At 46.1% G+C, this 18,071-nt stretch carries 13 protein-coding genes; 9 read left to right on the top strand and 4 right to left on the bottom strand.

Translation table 11 applies throughout. The features are described 5' to 3' along the window. The first annotated feature begins 135 nt into the window (after nucleotides 1-135). On the top strand, nucleotides 136-690 hold the full coding sequence (locus tag NOM01_RS05335; RefSeq protein ID WP_255747025.1) for a superoxide dismutase family protein: 555 nt from the start codon (nucleotides 136-138) through the stop codon (nucleotides 688-690). Between the two features lie 198 nt (nucleotides 691-888). On the opposite strand, the gene fabL is transcribed toward NOM01_RS05335, so the two are convergent. Continuing rightward, on the bottom strand, nucleotides 889-1,644 hold the full coding sequence (fabL, locus tag NOM01_RS05340; protein WP_255747027.1) for an enoyl-[acyl-carrier-protein] reductase FabL: 756 nt from the start codon (nucleotides 1,642-1,644) through the stop codon (nucleotides 889-891). Nucleotides 1,645-1,826: 182 nt separating this feature from the next. Between fabL and NOM01_RS05345 the strand changes: the two genes are divergently transcribed. Continuing rightward, on the top strand, nucleotides 1,827-2,156 hold the full coding sequence (locus NOM01_RS05345; RefSeq protein WP_255747028.1) for a hypothetical protein: 330 nt from the start codon (nucleotides 1,827-1,829) through the stop codon (nucleotides 2,154-2,156). On the opposite strand, the gene NOM01_RS05350 is transcribed toward NOM01_RS05345, so the two are convergent. Beyond that, the gene (locus NOM01_RS05350; protein WP_255747029.1) at nucleotides 2,140-2,586 is read right to left on the bottom strand and encodes an OsmC family protein; all 447 of its coding nucleotides are present in this window, start codon (nucleotides 2,584-2,586) and stop codon (nucleotides 2,140-2,142) included. The two genes, NOM01_RS05345 and NOM01_RS05350, sit on opposite strands and share 17 nt — an antisense overlap. A 114-nt stretch (nucleotides 2,587-2,700) precedes the next feature. Between NOM01_RS05350 and NOM01_RS05355 the strand changes: the two genes are divergently transcribed. The 7 genes from NOM01_RS05355 (at nucleotide 2,701) to NOM01_RS05385 (ending at nucleotide 16,168) form a co-directional block, all read left to right on the top strand. Further along, complete coding sequence (locus NOM01_RS05355) at nucleotides 2,701-3,375, top strand: phosphatase PAP2 family protein (RefSeq protein ID WP_255747030.1); 675 nt, start codon at nucleotides 2,701-2,703, stop codon at nucleotides 3,373-3,375. Between the two features lie 14 nt (nucleotides 3,376-3,389). After that, nucleotides 3,390-3,827 (top strand): peptidylprolyl isomerase, encoded by a 438-nt coding sequence (locus NOM01_RS05360; protein ID WP_255747031.1) that lies wholly within the window; start codon nucleotides 3,390-3,392, stop codon nucleotides 3,825-3,827. Nucleotides 3,828-3,851: 24 nt separating this feature from the next. Then, complete coding sequence (locus tag NOM01_RS05365) at nucleotides 3,852-4,142, top strand: thiamine-binding protein (RefSeq protein ID WP_255747032.1); 291 nt, start codon at nucleotides 3,852-3,854, stop codon at nucleotides 4,140-4,142. 199 nt (nucleotides 4,143-4,341) lie between these two features. Beyond that, entirely contained in the window at nucleotides 4,342-7,839 is a 3,498-nt protein-coding gene (gene addB / locus NOM01_RS05370) for a helicase-exonuclease AddAB subunit AddB (protein ID WP_255747033.1), read from the top strand. Next, a complete protein-coding gene (gene addA, locus NOM01_RS05375) occupies nucleotides 7,829-11,575 on the top strand; it encodes a helicase-exonuclease AddAB subunit AddA (protein ID WP_255747034.1) in 3,747 nt (1,248 codons plus the stop codon). Before addB ends, addA begins: the two co-directional genes overlap by 11 nt. Next, nucleotides 11,572-12,777: an exonuclease SbcCD subunit D gene (locus tag NOM01_RS05380; protein ID WP_255747036.1), complete on the top strand. Its 1,206-nt coding sequence runs from the start codon at nucleotides 11,572-11,574 to the stop codon at nucleotides 12,775-12,777. The genes addA and NOM01_RS05380 overlap by 4 nt, the downstream gene beginning before the upstream one ends. Then, on the top strand, nucleotides 12,764-16,168 hold the full coding sequence (locus NOM01_RS05385; RefSeq protein WP_255747038.1) for an AAA family ATPase: 3,405 nt from the start codon (nucleotides 12,764-12,766) through the stop codon (nucleotides 16,166-16,168). The genes NOM01_RS05380 and NOM01_RS05385 overlap by 14 nt, the downstream gene beginning before the upstream one ends. Before the next feature lie 151 nt (nucleotides 16,169-16,319). Here NOM01_RS05385 and NOM01_RS05390 read toward each other — a convergent pair whose 3' ends face one another. Beyond that, entirely contained in the window at nucleotides 16,320-16,940 is a 621-nt protein-coding gene (locus tag NOM01_RS05390) for a response regulator (RefSeq protein WP_255747040.1), read from the bottom strand. Further along, a complete protein-coding gene (locus tag NOM01_RS05395) occupies nucleotides 16,937-18,010 on the bottom strand; it encodes a sensor histidine kinase (RefSeq protein ID WP_255747042.1) in 1,074 nt (357 codons plus the stop codon). The genes NOM01_RS05390 and NOM01_RS05395 overlap by 4 nt, the downstream gene beginning before the upstream one ends. Between the last annotated feature and the right edge of the window lie 61 nt (nucleotides 18,011-18,071).

Below are 18,071 nucleotides of genomic sequence, written 5' to 3' on the forward strand. Positions count from 1 at the left end.
TGTGAAATTTTAGAATGACTATAAATAAAATCATAGCATTTTCGCCATTTTTTTTAAAGAAATCCCTTCTCTTCTTTATCTTCTAGAGTAAAACAGAATGAATCGGTGCATCCTACAGTTAGGAGGTCGATTCGGGTGAAGTATCGAAAATTCATATATCTGCTTTGTGCGATTGTCGCATTATCAACGATCGCTTATGAGCACTACCCCGAAATGAAAGCGAACGCTAAGGATATTCATAGCGGGAAGCTGATTGTTTCGTTAATTAATGCAAAAAATGAAGAAATGGGCACGGCAACGTTAACTGAGACACCAAAGGGCGTTCGAATTGAACTGGAGGCGGACGGATTAACACCGGGTATCCATGCGATTCACTTTCATGAATATGGCAGCTGTACACCTCCAGATTTCATGTCTGCCGGCAGTCACTTTAATCCTGAACACAAAAAACATGGGTTGAAGAATCCAATGGGACCTCATGCGGGAGATATGATGAATATCTTTGCGGACAGCCATGGTCATGTAAAAACGGTACTTTTCAATTCAATGGTAACGTTGCAAGAGGGTAAACCAAATTCGTTAAGAGATGCCGATGGTTCCGCCTTAATCATTCATGAAAGAGGCGACGATCAGATGACAGATCCTTCCGGAAACTCAGGAGACAGAATATTATGCGGTGTAATTAAATAAGAAAAAGATGAGCCGGAGATTTATCCTCCGGTTCTTTTTTGAACATTCGAATTGAACATGATGAAATTTCATTACCAACGACCGCATTTTCCGATACTTCTTATTGAGAGCAGGTGGACTGAACGTCAAACAATCGCCTGAAAGAAAACAGGCGATTGTCGACAGGGAATGTATTCGGTTTTTAAGACGTAACGCGGATTAATCCGCAAGCAAAGAAAGACCACCATCGACTGTGATTGTTTGACCACGGATCATGAATGCCGCAGGAGTGCAAAGGAAATAGACTGCTTCGGCAAGATCTTCAGGTTCAACAATCCGACCCGCGGGATTGCGTTTTGCTGCCTGATCGAGCAGTTCGTCACGATTTGGAAAATGCTTCAGCGCGTCTGTGTCGACAGCGCCTCCGGAAACGGTGTTCACTGTAATATTCATTGGCGCCAGCGCTACAGCCAGATAGCGGGTGAGCGCTTCAACAGCCGCTTTTGAAACACCAACGACGACATAGTTCGGCAGCGCACGGACTGCGCCGAGACTTGACAGTGCGACAATGTGGCCGCCGCCTGTCTTATTCATCAGCTTTGCTGCTCGCTGGGCTGCAAATAAATAAGCCTTTGCATTGATATCCTGTGTCCAGTCCCAATGCTTTTCTTGAATGTCCATAAGAGGACGTTGTACGCCGGACGCTGCGTTGCTGATGAAGACATCGAGACGACCGAACGCAGATTCAGCTGCATCAAAAAGCTGGTCAATTTGATCAAGTTCACCGACATTTGCTTTCACAATATGGACAGAGACGCCATATTGACTTTCAATCGCTTCCTTCGTTTGTTCGGCATTCGTACTTTTACGTGCATAATTTAATACAAGGTTGTATCCGTTCTGCGCAAATTTTTCTGCGATCGATTTTCCGATACCGCGGGTTCCGCCCGTAATTAATGCCACTTTATTTTCCATGTTTAGCTCCTTTAAAAACATCCATCCGATTTAAAATAAACCGGATTCAGTATAACAAAAGGTTCAAAAGAAGGACAAGAAAAATATTTAAAAACGAATCATCGTACCATGATCTTTTGCCTGTAATAGGGTATGATACGTTTAGGCTAGTTACCGGTAACTATGGAAGGAGCGTATTTTTAATGATTATCGTTTACCTAAGTCTTGCGCTTGTAGTTGCATCAATCATCGCATTCATTTTTTCCGCTGCTAAGACGGTTAAATTGATGAACGGATCAATTGAGAAAATTTCAAAGACCAGTGCAGAATTAGAAGATCAAACTGAAGGAATTCTGAATGAAAAAGATGAACTCACACGCAATCTTTCACGCATTCAATCGGATATCACTCAGAAAAAAGGCAAGATCCAAGATGCAGCGCGTCAGGCAAAACAATCGGTTCTTTCTGCACAAGTTGCTTTTTACAAAGGAAAAGCATTTGTGAAAAACACTCACATTAAGATTCGCCGATAAACGTCGGTTCAACGGTGACATTCACATTTCCTTTGACTGCTTTTGCAATGACACAGTCCTTTTCCGCTTTATGGATGCAGGTTGTCAGATGGTCATTAAGTGTCTCAGTAAGCGGCTCAGCTAAACGGATTATCGGGTAATGGGTGACTTTCTCAAAATGCAGGCCGCCTTTTTTTGTGACCGTCGCTTTGGTATGGATATCGATACGGTGATAAGCAATCTTTTCTTTTTTTAATCGAATGCCTAGGGTGATCATGTAACAGGACGCGAGCGCGCTGATTAATAATTCATCCGGGTTTGTTCCGATGCCTTTTCCCGACATGGCCGGATCAACTGAAATAACAGATGATAAACCATTTGTCTGTATTTTCCCCTCGCCGTCCCAGGATCCTGTCCATGAACCGTTCAGTTCAAAATGAAAATCTGTCATAATGTTCATCCCCTTAGCTATGATTAAAAGAGAGACATGCATTGAATCTCTGTTATCGTAGCATAAATCAAACGCTCTGCAACGGATCATGCTTAAGATTAGGAGGTAGCGATTGTGGCATTGACAGAAAACGAAAAGAAATCAATCATTCCATGGTTATGGTTCAGCATGATCTGTATTTTGCTTTTTTTAATTTTGGTTATTGCGATCCGGCAACCTGCTGTTCAGGCGGCAGATCGTGCACTTGTTCAGAGCCTTAATCCAATACGAATTCCCATATTGGTCACTTTTTTTTCAGAGTTTACCGATTTTGCCTCAAGCAGACTGCTGCTTTGGATTATTGCTCTCTTCATGATTTATCTCTTCGTTTACAAACGTTTTTTTTCGTCTATTCTGCTTCCCTGCGTGTTTTTGTTTGAGCGTGAGCTGAACAGTGTACTGAAAAATTGGGTGATGCGTGATCGTCCGCCGTTCCAGCACCTTGTGCATGAAACCGGCTTTAGTTTTCCAAGCGGACATGCAATGAATGCGTCTACTGTCTATGGATTGCTCATTTTGCTTATTCTTCCGTTAATAAAAACAAAATGGATTCGAATCGCGTGGGCTGTTATCGGCCTGACGATGATTTTGCTGATTGGATTCAGCCGGCCTTTTTTACGTGTCCATTACTTTACGGATATTCTCGCGGGGTATTGCGTCGGCGGTTTTTTAGTCGGTATTTCAGCGATTGTTCTCATTTTTGTATATAATAGAAAGGTTGAGACAAAACGCGCCGATAAAAGGCGTTAGAGCGGAGGATGTTTATGAAAAAAGGTTCGATTACAATGGCAAACGGCGACGTGATCGCTATTGATTTTTTCCCGGAGGAAGCACCGAATACAGTAGCCAATTTTGAAAAGCTTGCGAACTCAGGCTTCTATGACGGGGTAACTTTTCACCGTGTGATTCCGGGTTTTGTCAGCCAGGGCGGCGATCCGACAGGAACAGGGATGGGCGATGCCGGCTACACGATTAAATGCGAGACTGACGGTAATCCGCATAAGCATGTTGCCGGTGCGCTTTCGATGGCACATGCAGGAAAGGATACCGGTTCCTGCCAATTTTTCATTGTTCACGAACCCCAGCCGCATTTGGACGGCGTGCATACTGTATTTGGACAAGTAACCAGCGGACTCGATGCAGTTCTTAAAATGCAGAACGGCGATGTCATGAAGGCTGTAAAAGTTTGGGACGAAGATTAAATCAGTGTTGAGGAGGACTTTCACATGCCAATCAGCAATGTAGGGCTCCAAATTCTTCCCTTTTCAAAAGAAAAGGACACATACGGACTGGTTGATGAAGCAATTAAAGTCATTCAGAACTCAGGTGTAAAGTATGAGGTAACAGCACTCGAAACGATTCTTGAAGGAGAACTTGACGAGCTGCTCGATGTCGTGAAAAAAACGGTATATGCAACGGTCGAAGCGGGTGCTGATGAAGTCGCGGCGGAAGTAAAAATTCATTTCCGCCCTCAAGGTACTTCGATCGAAGAAAAAGTAGGGAAATACCGGAAGTAAAGTGCAGGAATAACTGAATGAGTATAACTAAAGCCGCAGAGACGCGAATCTCTGCGGCTTTTTGTCAATGAATCTTCATTTAGCTGGTCAAGCGAATGAAAAGAACTGATGTTCTGTATATGCTATAATTATAGTAATTAACTTTCGAATTAACGATCTGTTCAGATCTATTTAGATACAATGAAACGGGGGGAGACTGATGTCTGTCCGATTTATATTGGGACGGCCGGGAACGGGTAAAACGGCGATGTGCTTATCTGAAATTCGCAGCCATCTGCGTGAACGGCCGGATGGGGAACCGCTCATTTATTTGGTTCCCGAACATATGACATTCAGCATGGAGTATGCACTGGCATCCACTGCGGGACTTGGCGGGATGACCCGATTGAATGTGTACAGCATGCCGCGTCTTGCACTGCGCGTCTTGCAGCAGGCAGGCGGAGCCACGCGAAAACACTTGAATGCGACCGGTGTGTCGATGCTGCTGCGCAAAATTGTTGAGCAGAATAAAACGAAACTTCGACTCTTTCAAAAGGCATCTCAGCAGAACGGCTTTTACGATCTGCTTGGCGATACGCTGATTGAATTTAAACGTTTTTGTCTTGAACCGGAAGCAATGATCACTGAAGCGGAACAACTTAAAGGAGACAGCGCGGAACGGCTCCTTCTGAAGGACAAGCTTCATGATTTGTCGCTCATCTATCAATCGTTCAGCCAAGCTCTGGAAGGAAAATATATTGATAGTGAGGATTATCTAAAGCTCATGGTGGAGCGAATGGATCACGCTGATTTTCTGAAACAGGCGGAAGTCTGGATTGACGGTTTTCAGACCATGACGCCGCAGGAAATGTTGGTGGTTGAACGGCTGATGGCAACATGCAGACGGGTCACCATTGCTTTAGGAACGGATCAGATCTACGATCGGGCACCGGATGAATTTTCTGTGTTTCGCCATCCCGCACTATTGTTTCTGCAGCTCAAGGAACGAGCAGAGATGAATGATCAAATGCTTGAACCCATTGTCTTTCAAACCGATGCATTACGGTATCAGTCAGTGTCTTTAAAAAATATGTGTCTGCATTTCGGACAGTATCCTTCTCAAGTAAGCCTGGAAACGGATGGAGTCACGATGACTGAAGCTGCAAATCGCCGTGAGGAAGTGGAGCAGGCGGCACGCAATATCATTCACTGTGCACGTGTCCATGGTGACCGTTTCCGTGAAATGACGGTGCTTGTCCGTAATCTGGCAGACTATCGCGATCTTGTTGAAACGATTTTCAAAGATTATCAGATTCCTTTTTTTATTGATCAAAAAAGTCCGATGAAACACCATCCTCTCATTGAATTTATTCGCTCAGTGCTGGAAACGATCCAACAAAATTGGCGTTATGAACCGATCTTCCGCTGCGTGAAAACTGATTTCTTGATTCCATTTGATTTCAATTTAAAGGAAGCCCGCGAAGGCATGGATCAGCTGGAAAACTATGTAATCGCACGCGGCTATTATGGGAAAAAGTGGACCGATGAAGATCCATGGCATTATCGGATCTACAGGGGGCTGGAGGAGCAAACGAGAGCACAATCAGAAGCTGAAGAACATGCAGAAAAGACGATCAATAAATACCGCATGCTTGTTGCACAGCCGATTGCTTCCTTGGAGCGACGATTAGGAGATGCGACGACGGTCTCCGAACAATGCGAAGCACTTTACCGTTTTCTGATCGATATGACCATTCCCGAAAAGCTCGAACGGCTGGCAAGAACAGCGGACCAACAGCAAAAGCTTTCCGAAGCAAAGGCACACGGACAGGCATGGAAAGCAGTTGTGGATCTGCTTGATCAATGTGTGGAAACAGCAGGAGACGAGCAGATGACGCTCGATCTGTTTATAAAGGTTGTCGACACGGGGCTTGATGCACTGGAATTTGCGATGGTCCCGCCGGCATTGGATCAAGTGCTGGTTGGCAGTTTAGATCGGATGCGGTCGTCAGAAATGAAGGATGTCCTCCTCCTGGGCGTTAATGAAGGGGTACTGCCGGCGAAACCAACAGATCAGGGACTGTTCTCCGGTAAGGATCGTGAACTGCTGCTCGATGAAGGCGTAACGGTGGCTGAAGGCGAATCAGAACAAATGGCTGGTGAGAATGAACTGATTTATCGCGCACTGACACTAGCAAGGAAGCGCCTTTTTATTTCTTATCCGCTCGCTTCTGAAGACGGCGAGTCGCTGAGACCCTCTCCACTCATTTCTCGACTGCGGCACTTTTACCCGGATTTGCAGGTGCAGCTGGCGCCCGCAGAACCAAGAACCCTGAAGGATGAGGAGCAGCTTGCATTCATCAATACACCAAGAAAAACGGTAAGTATTCTCTCCGCTCAAATTCGCGAATGGAAAAATGGGTATCCGATTGCCGAACTATGGTGGGATGCCTATAACTGGTTTACGGTGCATCGCGAGTGGGGCAGTGCGGCACACATGGCATTGGCCGGTCTGTTTGCACGCAATGATGAGCGTCTCAGCCCGGATTCGGCTCTTGCCTTATATGGGCAGACGATCCAGACGAGCGTTTCACGAATGGAAAAATTCAATTCCTGTCCATTTTCGCAATTTGCGTCTTATGGGCTCAATCTCAAGGAACGGGAAGCTTTTCAATTAGCCGCTCCTGATATCGGTCAGCTTTTTCATTTGGCGATTAAACAGATGACCGCTCAGATTATGAAGGAAAATCGAAGCTGGCAAGATCTATCGCCGGAGGAATGCGATCAATTGGCAGCAGGCACAGTAAATGAGCTTGCACCGAGTCTGCAGAGACAGATTCTGACCAGTTCGAACCGTTATCGATATCTGCAGCATAAGTTGGCACAGGTCGTGGCACGTGTGGCACGTGTCCTCCGCCGTCACGCATTGTCGAGTGGCTTTTCCCCAGTGAGTCTTGAGCTTCCTTTCGGTCCCGGCCGACCGCTGCCTCCGCTCAGCTTTCCTTTAAAACACGGAGCGAGAATGGATGTTGTCGGGCGAATCGATCGTGTGGATCAAGCCAAAGACGAACAGGGGCGGTTGCTTTTACGAATAATCGATTATAAATCGAGTTCGAAAACTCTTGATCTGTCAGAGATTTTTTACGGCCTTGCGCTTCAAATGCTGACCTATCTTGATGTCATCATCACGTATTCGAAACAATGGCTGGGTTCTGAAGCTGATCCTGCAGGTGTGCTTTATTTCCATGTGCATAACCCTGTATTGAATTTGGATGAAAAACTGCCGGAGGATCAGCTGGAACGTGAACTCTACAAGCACTTTAAAATGAAAGGTTTACTTCTTGAAGATGAAGACGCGCTGCTCCTGACAGATAAGACTGCAGAAGGAAAGATTTCGGATGTTGCGCCATTCGGCATTAAAAAGAACGGGGATTTCTACAAAAGTTCGTCACTCGCAGGTGTGCAGGAGTTCAAAACACTTCGACGCTACACTCGCGAGGTGATGACGGACGTCGGTTGTAAAATTATTGACGGCGATGTGTCGATCACCCCCTTTAAAATGAATGGGCAAGTCCCATGTACCTACTGCTCATTTCGTCCGGTTTGCCGTTTTGATCAATCACAACCTGGCAATCAGTATCGCTTGTTGAAAAAGATGAAGGACGAGGATGTCTTAGGCAAATTGGCGAAGTTGGAGGAGAAACCGGATGAGCACTAACCCGAAAGAAAGAAAATGGACAGAGGCACAATGGCGTGCAATAACAGAACGTGGTCATGATTTGCTTGTCGCTGCAGCAGCAGGTTCCGGAAAAACCGCAGTTCTTGTTGAACGTATCATCCAAAAAATGACGGATTTGGATCAACGTGTGAATATCGATGACTTGCTGATTGTTACCTTTACAAAAGCAGCGGCGTCTGAAATGCGCGAGCGTATTGGACAGGCAATCGAAAAGCGGTTGGTTGATGAGCCTGAAAATTTATTCTTGCGGAGGCAGCAGGGGCTGCTTGGCAAAGCGTCAATCATGACTCTGCACGCCTTTTGCATGTCGGTCGTCAAGCAATACTATTATTTTCTTGATCTTGATCCAGGCTTCCGCCTGCTTGATGAAACGGAGGCAGCGCTGATGCGTGAGGAGGTCTTGGATGATCTTCTCGAAAAGTATTATGCAGCAGACGATCCGGAATTCTATCGTTTGGTGGATCGCTATTCAAGTGACCGAAGCGATGATGCATTGAATCATTTGCTTTTACGTATTTATGAATTTTCGATGAGTCATCCCTGGCCGGAGCATTGGCTGGATCAAATGGCTGAAGCCTATCGTGTGGACAGTGCAAGGGGACTGGATCAATTCGGATGGCTGTCTGATTTGAAGAAGGCATTATGGCGCACGATTTCCGGAGCAGTCCATAGTCTTCAAGATGCGATACGGTTGTGCGGCGAACCGGGAGGTCCTGCGGCTTACGCGGAGACTTTGACTGAAGATTTGGCGGCACTGCAGCAAATTCTATCTAAGGTAGACTCAGATTGGGAGACGCTTCGTTCTGTGTGTCTGACCGTGTCATTTGGCAAGCTGAAGGCGATTCGCGGTAAAGAGGTTGACGCAGCGCTCAAGGATCAAGTAAAGAAAATACGAGATAAGATTAAGACCACAGTTGCTGAGCTGCAGCAGCAATGGTTTTCGCGCTCTTCTGAAGAATGTCTGAACGATCTAAGTGATATGGCACCTTCTGTTGATCTGATCATTGAGCTTGTAAAGGCATTCACCAAGCAGTTTAAAAAGGAAAAAAGGCGCAAAGCCGTTCTCGATTTTTCCGATCTGGAGCATGAATGTCTCACTGTTTTGCGCGGCGAAGGGTCTTCGACGAATCACGAGGTGCCGTCTGTGGTTGCCGAACAGTTCCGCGCGCAATTCAATGAAGTAATGATTGACGAATATCAAGATACCAACCGTGTTCAGGAAACGATTATTCAATTAATTACTAAAGACAGTACCCATGGAGGCAATCTCTTCATGGTTGGCGATGTAAAACAGAGTATCTATGGATTTCGATTAGCCGAACCAGGACTCTTTATTGAAAAATATAAACTGTTTTCCGCGCCGGAAAGCGATGGACAAGTTATTGATCTGTCAAACAACTTCCGCAGCAGGCAGGAAATCGTCGACGGAGCGAATTTTCTTTTTCGACAAACCATGGACGAGGCGGTCGGCGGTGTGATTTATGATGCCGCAGCAGAATTGCGCTGCGGGGCGAGCTACCCTCAGGAGAGCCGTCCAATTGATCTGGAAATGATTAATCGCGCTGGTGCTGAAGATGAAGATTCGGAGGGCGCAGACGATCTGGACTCCTCGGAACTTGAGGCGAGTGCGATCGGCGATCGAATTCAGGCGATGATCGGCGACGGAACATCCCCGTCCTACCAAGTCTTTGATCGTGATTTAGGACATATGCGTCAAATCCGCTATCGAGATATTGCGATTCTGCTGCGCTCTGCAAGCACATCCGCGGCAGTCATGAAAGATGTGCTCGGACGCCGCGCTATTCCCGCTTATGCAGAGTTATCCAGAGGCTATTTTGACACGGTGGAAGTGTCGGTCATGCTCTCTGTTCTGCAAGTGATTGACAACCCGGAGCAGGATATACCGCTCGCGGCAGTTCTGCGTTCCCCGATCATCGGGTTAAACGCGGATGAATTGGCTGCCATCCGTATGTCTGATCGGGAATCAGGTTTTTATCATGCCTTAAAACGTTATACAGAAGACAATGAACAAGATTTAGCACAACGATTGAGTTTATTTCTTGAAAAGGTTGAAGAGTGGCGTGATTTTTCTAAAAATCATTCGGTTGCTGAATTAATTTGGCAAATTTATCGCGATACCGGTTATTACGACTATGTCGGCGGATTGACTGGAGGCACGCAGCGCCAGGCAAATCTGAAAGCTTTCTACGATCGCGCGCGTCAATATGAAAAAACGACATTTCGCGGACTGTTTCGGTTTCTCAGATTTATTGAAAGAATGAGAGAAAACGGCGGCGATCTTGGGGAAGCACGTGCACTTAGTGAGCAGGAAGATGTTGTTCGCATTATGACCATCCATAAAAGCAAGGGATTGGAATTCCCTGTTGTTTTCGTTGCGGGTATGAATAAACGGTTCAACATGCGTGACACCGCTGAACCAGCACTTTTGCACAAAGATTTGGGATTCGGTACGAAATGGATTAATCCCGACATGCGTACCAGTGTTCCCACGCTGCCTTATTTGGCGATCAAAGAACGAATGAAAGCGGATGCGACTGCTGAAGAATTACGTATTTTATATGTCGCGGTTACGCGGGCAAAAGAAAAACTGATTCTGATTGGAACCGTTAAAGACGCGAAAAAACAAATAGAGAAATTCAGACCTGTTCTGCAAACCAGGGAGTGGCTGCTTCCGGAAGATGCGCGTGCGTCTGCCGTAACCTTCTTTGATTGGATTCTCCCGGCAGTTGCGCGTCATCACGCAGCTGAAGCACTTCATGACTTGCTGGATGATCAGCCTGATAAGAGAGCAGTATCAATGGACCCCTCTTCATGGATCGTACAGATTATTGCTGCTTCAGGACTTACTCAAGCAGAGGATCATCGTCAGGCCGTGAATCGGGAACGTCTGCAGAGACTTCATCAAGGTAAAGCTGTCGTTTCCCATTCCGGATTTCAGGATGAGGTCGCAAAGCGTCTCGAGTGGTCGTATCCCGATTTTGCGGCCACCACATCAATGGCGAAACAGACGGTTACGGAAATTAAAGCACAGCAAGACTACTTCAGCGATGGGACCGATGATCGCCTGCTTAGCGACCCGGAACATTTTTCCTCGATCGGCAGAGACCGTCCACAATTCCTGCAGCAATCTGCACTCTCTGCAACTGAGCGAGGTACCGCACTTCACTTGTTTATGCAGCATCTAAATTTAAATAAAGTCGATGATCAGGAGCAGCTTCAGGAACAAGGCCGCGTGCTTGTAGAAAATGAAGTGATTACTGACGTGCAGGAGCAGAGTTTCGATTATGAAGCAGTATATCAATTTTTCCAGACACCGATCGGAGAAAAGATGCGAGCAGCGAGTAAAGTTGTCCGAGAATGTCCGTTCAGTCTTGCTTTATCGACAGATGATGTTTATCCAACATGGAAACGATCAAATCATCAAGAATCGGTGCTCGTTCAAGGCGTTATTGATTGCATTATTGAAGATAAAGACGGATTAATTCTTTTGGATTATAAAACCGATCACCTTTCCGGTCGTTTTCCTGATCAGGAAACTGCTGCAGCTGAACTGAAACGTCGTTATGAAGTGCAGCTCGATCTGTACAGACAAGCCATTGAACAAATTTGGAAGCAGAAAGTAGCACTTGTCGGTCTTTATGCTTTTGATATTGGCTGCTTTATCGATCTGACAAGCGGGGGGAATCAGTCATGAAACTTTTGCACACAGCCGACTGGCATCTTGGGCGCAGTCTTGAGGGCCGCTCAAGAGCAGAGGAACAGGAGCAGGTTATGGATGAAATCTGCTGCATTGCGGACGAAGAAAATGTCGACGCGATTCTGATGGCGGGCGACGTCTTTGACACGGTTAATCCTCCTGCTGCTAGCGAAGCACTTTTTTACGAAACCGCGCAGCGCTTGTCACTCGGCGGAAAACGTCCTGTTCTGATCATTGCCGGTAATCATGACAGTCCGGAGCGGCTGGAGGCTTCCAGGCCACTCGCCGGAAGGCAGGGCATAACCATTGTCGGTCGGCCAGTGCTTAAGCCCCTGGTCATCCCGATCAAAAGGACAGACGAGACACTCGTGCTCGGGTGTGTTCCTTATCCTTCCGAATCCCGCTTAAATGAATGTCTCAGTGAAATCAATGATGAAGACATGATTAAGGCTGCATATAACGAACGTCTTGCTGCGCTTTTTCGTGAGCAGGCAAAGTCGTTTAATAAGGATGCAGTGAACATTTTGATGACTCATCTTTTTGCAGCAGGAGGCAAAGAATCTGATTCTGAACGGCCGATTCAAGTAGGCGGTGCTTATACAGTCCATCCATCTGCTTTTCCTCGTTCTGCTCAATATGTTGCGCTCGGACATCTGCACCGACCGCAAAACTTATTGGACTCACCGGTTCCGGCAAGATATGCCGGATCGCCGCTTGCTTATAGTTTTTCAGAAGCCGGCAGGCCTAAATCAATTAGTATTCTTGAGGGTATGCCTGGTGCACCGCTTGCATTAAGAGAGATTGAACTTAAATCGGGTCGTCCGCTGACTCGATGGCATGCGGAGAATGGCTTAAATGAAGTGCATCAGTGGATTGATGAAGCACGTGATCCTGAAGCATGGATTGATTTGGAAATCCGGCTGGATGAAGCCATGAGCATGCATGACATTCAAGCACTACGTAAAGCACGTCCGCGGATCGTCACCATAAGACCGATATACAACAGTGTTGAAGAAGACAAAGAACGTTCTGAACGTTCTAATCTGCCTATTGATGAACTTTTTGTTCGATTTTATAAAAAGCAGACAGATGGCGCTGAGCCTGGTACCGATCTTATTCGTCTATTCATGCAGCTGATTGACGAGGATGAAGCCGCGCGTGAAGTTGCGGCGGGGAGGGTTCCGAATGAAACCGATTGAATTGACCTTAAACGGATTGAATAGTTTTCGTGAGGAACAGCATATTGACTTTGAAGCGTTGTGTGCGGACGGATTATTCGGCATTTTCGGTCCGACAGGAAGCGGAAAATCGACGATTTTGGATGGAATTACGCTCGCACTTTATGGAACGGTGGAGCGTGCGGCAAATAACACATCCGGGATCTTAAATCAGCTTGAAGAACAGATGTCGGTTGGTTTCACCTTTGAACTTTCCGGAGATAAAACGGAACGATACCGCGCGGAACGCAGCTATAAGCGCACAAAGGACGGCGGTTTGCGTCTGGCAAGCTGCCGTTTGCTGAAGCTTGACGCCGTCAATGAGGTGATTGCTGATAAAGAACGTGATTTGACGCGTTCCGTACAAGAGATTCTTGGATTGACACATGATGATTTTACAAGGGCGGTTGTGCTGCCTCAAGGTAAATTCGCTGAATTTTTGACACTCAAAGGTAATGATCGTCGCAAGATGCTCCAACGGCTCTTTCATCTTGAAAAATATGGTGATGAATTATCTGCACGTCTGAAACGAGCATTCGACGAACGGAAACAGCAGCTCCAGATTATTGTTGAGAAGCAGGCAATGCTTGGTGATGCATCTATAGAGGCGGTCAACGCGGCAATCAAACGATGCACAGAGATTGAGCATGAACTCACTTTATCGCGGACTAAGCTTGAGCACGTGGAAGCTGAGAAGCAATTATTTGAGCAGATCTACAGCATGATTGAAGACAAGGAAGCAAAGACTCAGGTACTTCAGGAGTTGATCCGGGAAAAGGACAACTATGAAACAATAAGGATCAAGCTTGATCGTAATGAGGCAGCGGATAAGTTGATGCCTTACCTAGAGGCGTTGAGCGATACAGAGTTGGAAGCGACAAAGGCAAAAAATGAACACGTGGAAGCACGACGCCGATTTGATCTTGAAAAGGCACAGCTTGAAGCGGTAAAAAAGAAACGTGAAGGCATAAAGAAAAATTTGGATGAGCAAATGCCGAAGCTTGATGAGAGTAAACAAAAATTTCTCCAAGGCGCATCGATTCAAAATCAGCTTAAGAGTGAATTGAACGCTTTGCAAGAGCTCCAAACAGAAAAAAAATCGCTCGAGCAAAAACGAGGCAAGGCGCGAACAGCACTAGAGCAAGAGCAGAAGCACTTTAATGAAATGAAGGCGAGCCTGGATAAGAAAGAGCGTGAACTGACGGCACTGGAAGTGCCAAGCGACAGACGAACGCTCATTCAACAAGCTCTGCAAGAAAAAAAAGAGATCGATACTCTAGATGTTTATCTTAGCGAGAAACGCGGTGAATGGATTCAACTGCGCGACACACTTGAAAAATGCGAACAGGAAATCAAGCATCTTGAAAGTGAGCAGGAGCAGATTAATAAAAAAGATTCATCGCTTTTCAATCAAAATCAGGAAATTTATAACCGCGCTGTTAATACAAGCAGGCTCATTCGATCTGCGCAGACATTTGTTGACATGCAAAACAAAGGAATTGAGCAAGAACGCGACCGGATCAATCGCCATAATCTGTCGTTGCAATTGGTTGCTGCACTGCGTGACGGCGAGCCGTGCCCGGTATGCGGCGCGCTTCACCATCCAACTCCGGTGGCAGGAGATGAAATGCTTTCAGAGACTGAAATTGATGCAAAGAGAACTTTTTATCAGAAAACAACTGAATTCTTAATGAATCAACTTCAGGAAACCAGAATCTGCACAGCACAATTAGAGCAGCAGGCGAAAGCCTTTCCCGCTTCTGTGCAGGCAGCATCACCGTCTAGTCGAGAAAATCATGACATGGATCAATCAGTTGATTTCGCAGAATGGGAGCGTTCCGGTATAAAGGATCTGCTCAATCGAATCACGCTCGCGATTAAAGAGGAGAAACAGGATCAGCTGCAGGTTGCGGATCAATTGGCGACGCAGCTGGACCGAGCGCGTACTATCGAATCACAACACTCGACATGTGATGCTCGATCTGCCATGTACATAGAAAAGATGTCGTCCCTTAAAGACCAAGCAATCGAAAGAAAACGGGAACGTGATCTGCGGTTAAATGAATGGAATACCCGCTTTTCTTCATTCAAAAAAGTACAGGAAGAGGCTAACGCGATCCGTGAATCTGATCAAAAGGCGGAGCACTTGCGCTTGGAGGTACAGCGGATGAAAAAAGACCTTGGCCAACTTGAACAAAAAGCTGGTCAAGATCAGGAGGCCTTAGGCAGCCTTGACGAGCAATGGAGCGAAGGGGTCGGCAGACAGGAAGCGGCAGAGAGATCGTTGCTTCAGTGGCGCGACCAATTACACGCGCTGGAATTAAGCGAAGATATGGCACTGAAACAATTGGCACTCGATGTTGAGCAGGAAATGGTCCGATTGAAACAAGAAATGGAATCTGCCGAACGCATTACTCAAGCCGCAATAGACACGTATCACCGTGTTGATAAGGACTGTACAAATGCTTCTGCACGAGAGGAACGGGCGGAAAAGACATATCAATCAGCAAGTGCAAAATGGGAGGAACGGCTCGCTGCTTCCCAATTTGAAAAGCGTGATCAAGTACAAAAGGCTCACTTAAGCGATGACGTGCGGGTCAAGCTTTCTGAAAATCTGATAAGCTATGAAGAAAAGACAACAAAGCTTTCTTCTGAAATTCAGTCAATCTCTGAAAAACTCGGTGATCAATCGGTTTCTAAAAATCAACTGGATGAATTGCGACAGCAGTGGATGGAACTGAAGGAGAAGGTGCAGTCACTGATAGAACGCGTTGGCGCCGCTTCAAAAGAACGAGAAAATCTAGAGAAAGATCATAAATTGTTCCTTAAGCTGGAATCGGAACGAAAGAAAAATCAGAAGGCTTCCGATCAGTATGAAAAATTGCAACGCGTTTTTCGCGGCAATGCATTTGTAGAATTCGTTGCGGAAGAGCAGCTTCAACAGGTTTGCGCCGCCGCATCGAAACGGCTTGGTGAACTGACGCATGACCGCTATGTGCTTGAAGTAGATAAGGATGGCGGCTTTGTTATTCGAGACAATGGAAACGGCGGTGTTTATCGCCCGGTTTCGTCTTTATCAGGAGGAGAAACGTTTTTAACCTCGCTTGCTCTGGCTTTGTCTCTTTCAGAACAGATCCAGCTCCGGGGCAATGTTCCGCTTCAATTCTTTTTTCTCGATGAGGGATTTGGTTCGCTCGACCCCGAGCTTCTTGATACAGTGGTTACCGCACTCGAAAAGCTGCATATGCGGCGTTTAGCAATCGGTGTCATCAGTCACGTGCCTGAGATGCGTGAGCGACTGCCGCGACGATTAATTGTTTCGCCTGCGGTCCCATCGGGCAGAGGAAGCCGCGTGCACATGGAAATGCTCTGAAATCTAAATAAAGTGTTTTGATCAATTAAAGCCGGAAAAAGGCGGTTCAGCATTCATTAATTGAATGCTGAACCGCCTTTTTAACGATTAATGCAGCAGACCTGTATTCGCAATCATACGCAACACTGCCCAAATAAGATATTCATTTTACTCAAAGCTGTTTGTAGTAGAAAATGGCGAGTTGGGTGCGGTCGCGCAGCGCCAACTTTTCAAGGATTGTGCTGATATAATTGCGTACCGTACCCTCACTGAGAAAAAGGTTTTGCGCGATTTCACGGTTGGATTTGCCGTTTGCTACTTGTTTAATGATGGAAAGTTCACGTTCGCTCAGTTTAAACCGGCTGAAGTTTGGCTGTTCTTTTTGTTTCATCAATGAGGGGATTTTACTGACGATGGCATCGCCGAATACACGCTGACCACTGAAAACAGCCTTCAGAGCCGGAACGATACTCTCAAAATTCTGCTTCAAAATATAGCCTTTGGCACCTATACGAAGAGCTTCGACAATGTAATCGTCATCCGAAAAAGTGGTCAAAAAAAGAATTTTTGCTTCAGAATTTTCTCCAAGCAAGATCTTGGTCGCTTCAATCCCTGTCATTCCGTCCATCCGGATATCCATGAGTAAAATGTCGGGGTTAAGTTCGTTATAAAGGGCAACGGCTTCCGCTCCGGAGTTGCCGATTCCGGAGACATGAACCGTAGAATCCGCCTCGAGAATCGTTTTGAGCGATGAGGAGACAAGCCGATCATCATCGACAATCAGTACATTCATGATCCTTCTTCCTCCTTAGGAATCGATATGAAGAGTTCAAATCCGTTCTTTGTTTCGATATTGAGAAGACCGTTAAAGGCTTCGGCACGATCGCTTATATTCTTTAAACCGATTCCGTTATTCGGATCATAGTTTCGCACCCGCCCGTTATCGGAAATGATCAATTGATAAAATGCAGGATGTTCGCGGAGCGTAATTGCCGCACGTGTGGCAGCAGAATGCCGGACGATGTTGGATAAGCCCTCTTTTACGATCGAGATCAACGCATAGGTTAACTTGCTTCCCGGCGTGTTTTGGACAGAATAATCGAAGGCTAGCGGACAAAAGGTGAATTTATGATTCAGATCAACGAGCTGAGTACGCAGATCAATGGACTCGTCATGGAGGTCGTGAACGCTTGCTCTGATGCTCGTCATCGCTTCTGAAAGGGTATCCTTCAGAGTGGAGAGTGCTTCTTTCGTTTGCGGATCCTGCTTCACAGCGAGAAAAGCGCCAATTTGCAGCAGTGCACGCGACAGCAGATGTCCCACGCTGTCATGGATTTCACGCGCAATTCGGTTGCGTTCGCCAAGCGTTGCCATTGTTAATTCGGTATCCTGTTTCTTCAGCAAATCCTGATTTTGTTTCTTTAAACGCAAAGACATTTCTTTTGTCGTATCACGCAGATTATAATAACGTTCTGCAAGTTGGTTAAATGCAATCGTTCTGTATTTTAATAGAGCGGAAAAAACAAAAAGTGCGCAGAGTGCTGTATCCGCAGCCAAAGGAGCATTCGGGAAAAAGAGTGTTAAAGGCAGCAGCGCTAGCAAGCAAAACCATTGTTTCTTTGAAAAAAGCAGATCATAGCAGACTAATGGCAGAAAAACACAAGCCCACGGCAAGAGCAGTGCGATGAACAAAAAGAATGCAGTCAGAATGATTTGCCAACGACTCTGATCAAAATAGCTGAGCAGACAGGTGAAAATGACAGCAAGCAGAATCGGGACAACATCACTATCGAACGTCCGGCCGAACAGGTATACGGCAAGACAGCAAACAAGAAGGATTAATTTATCAATAATATGATTCATAGCCACCGTCCGTCTTCGTTCATTCCTTTTATGTTTTCATTTAACCATTTTTTCTCTGTGC

The organism is Sporolactobacillus sp. STSJ-5 (genome assembly GCF_024385605.1).
GTDB lineage: Bacteria > Bacillota > Bacilli > Bacillales > Sporolactobacillaceae > Sporolactobacillus.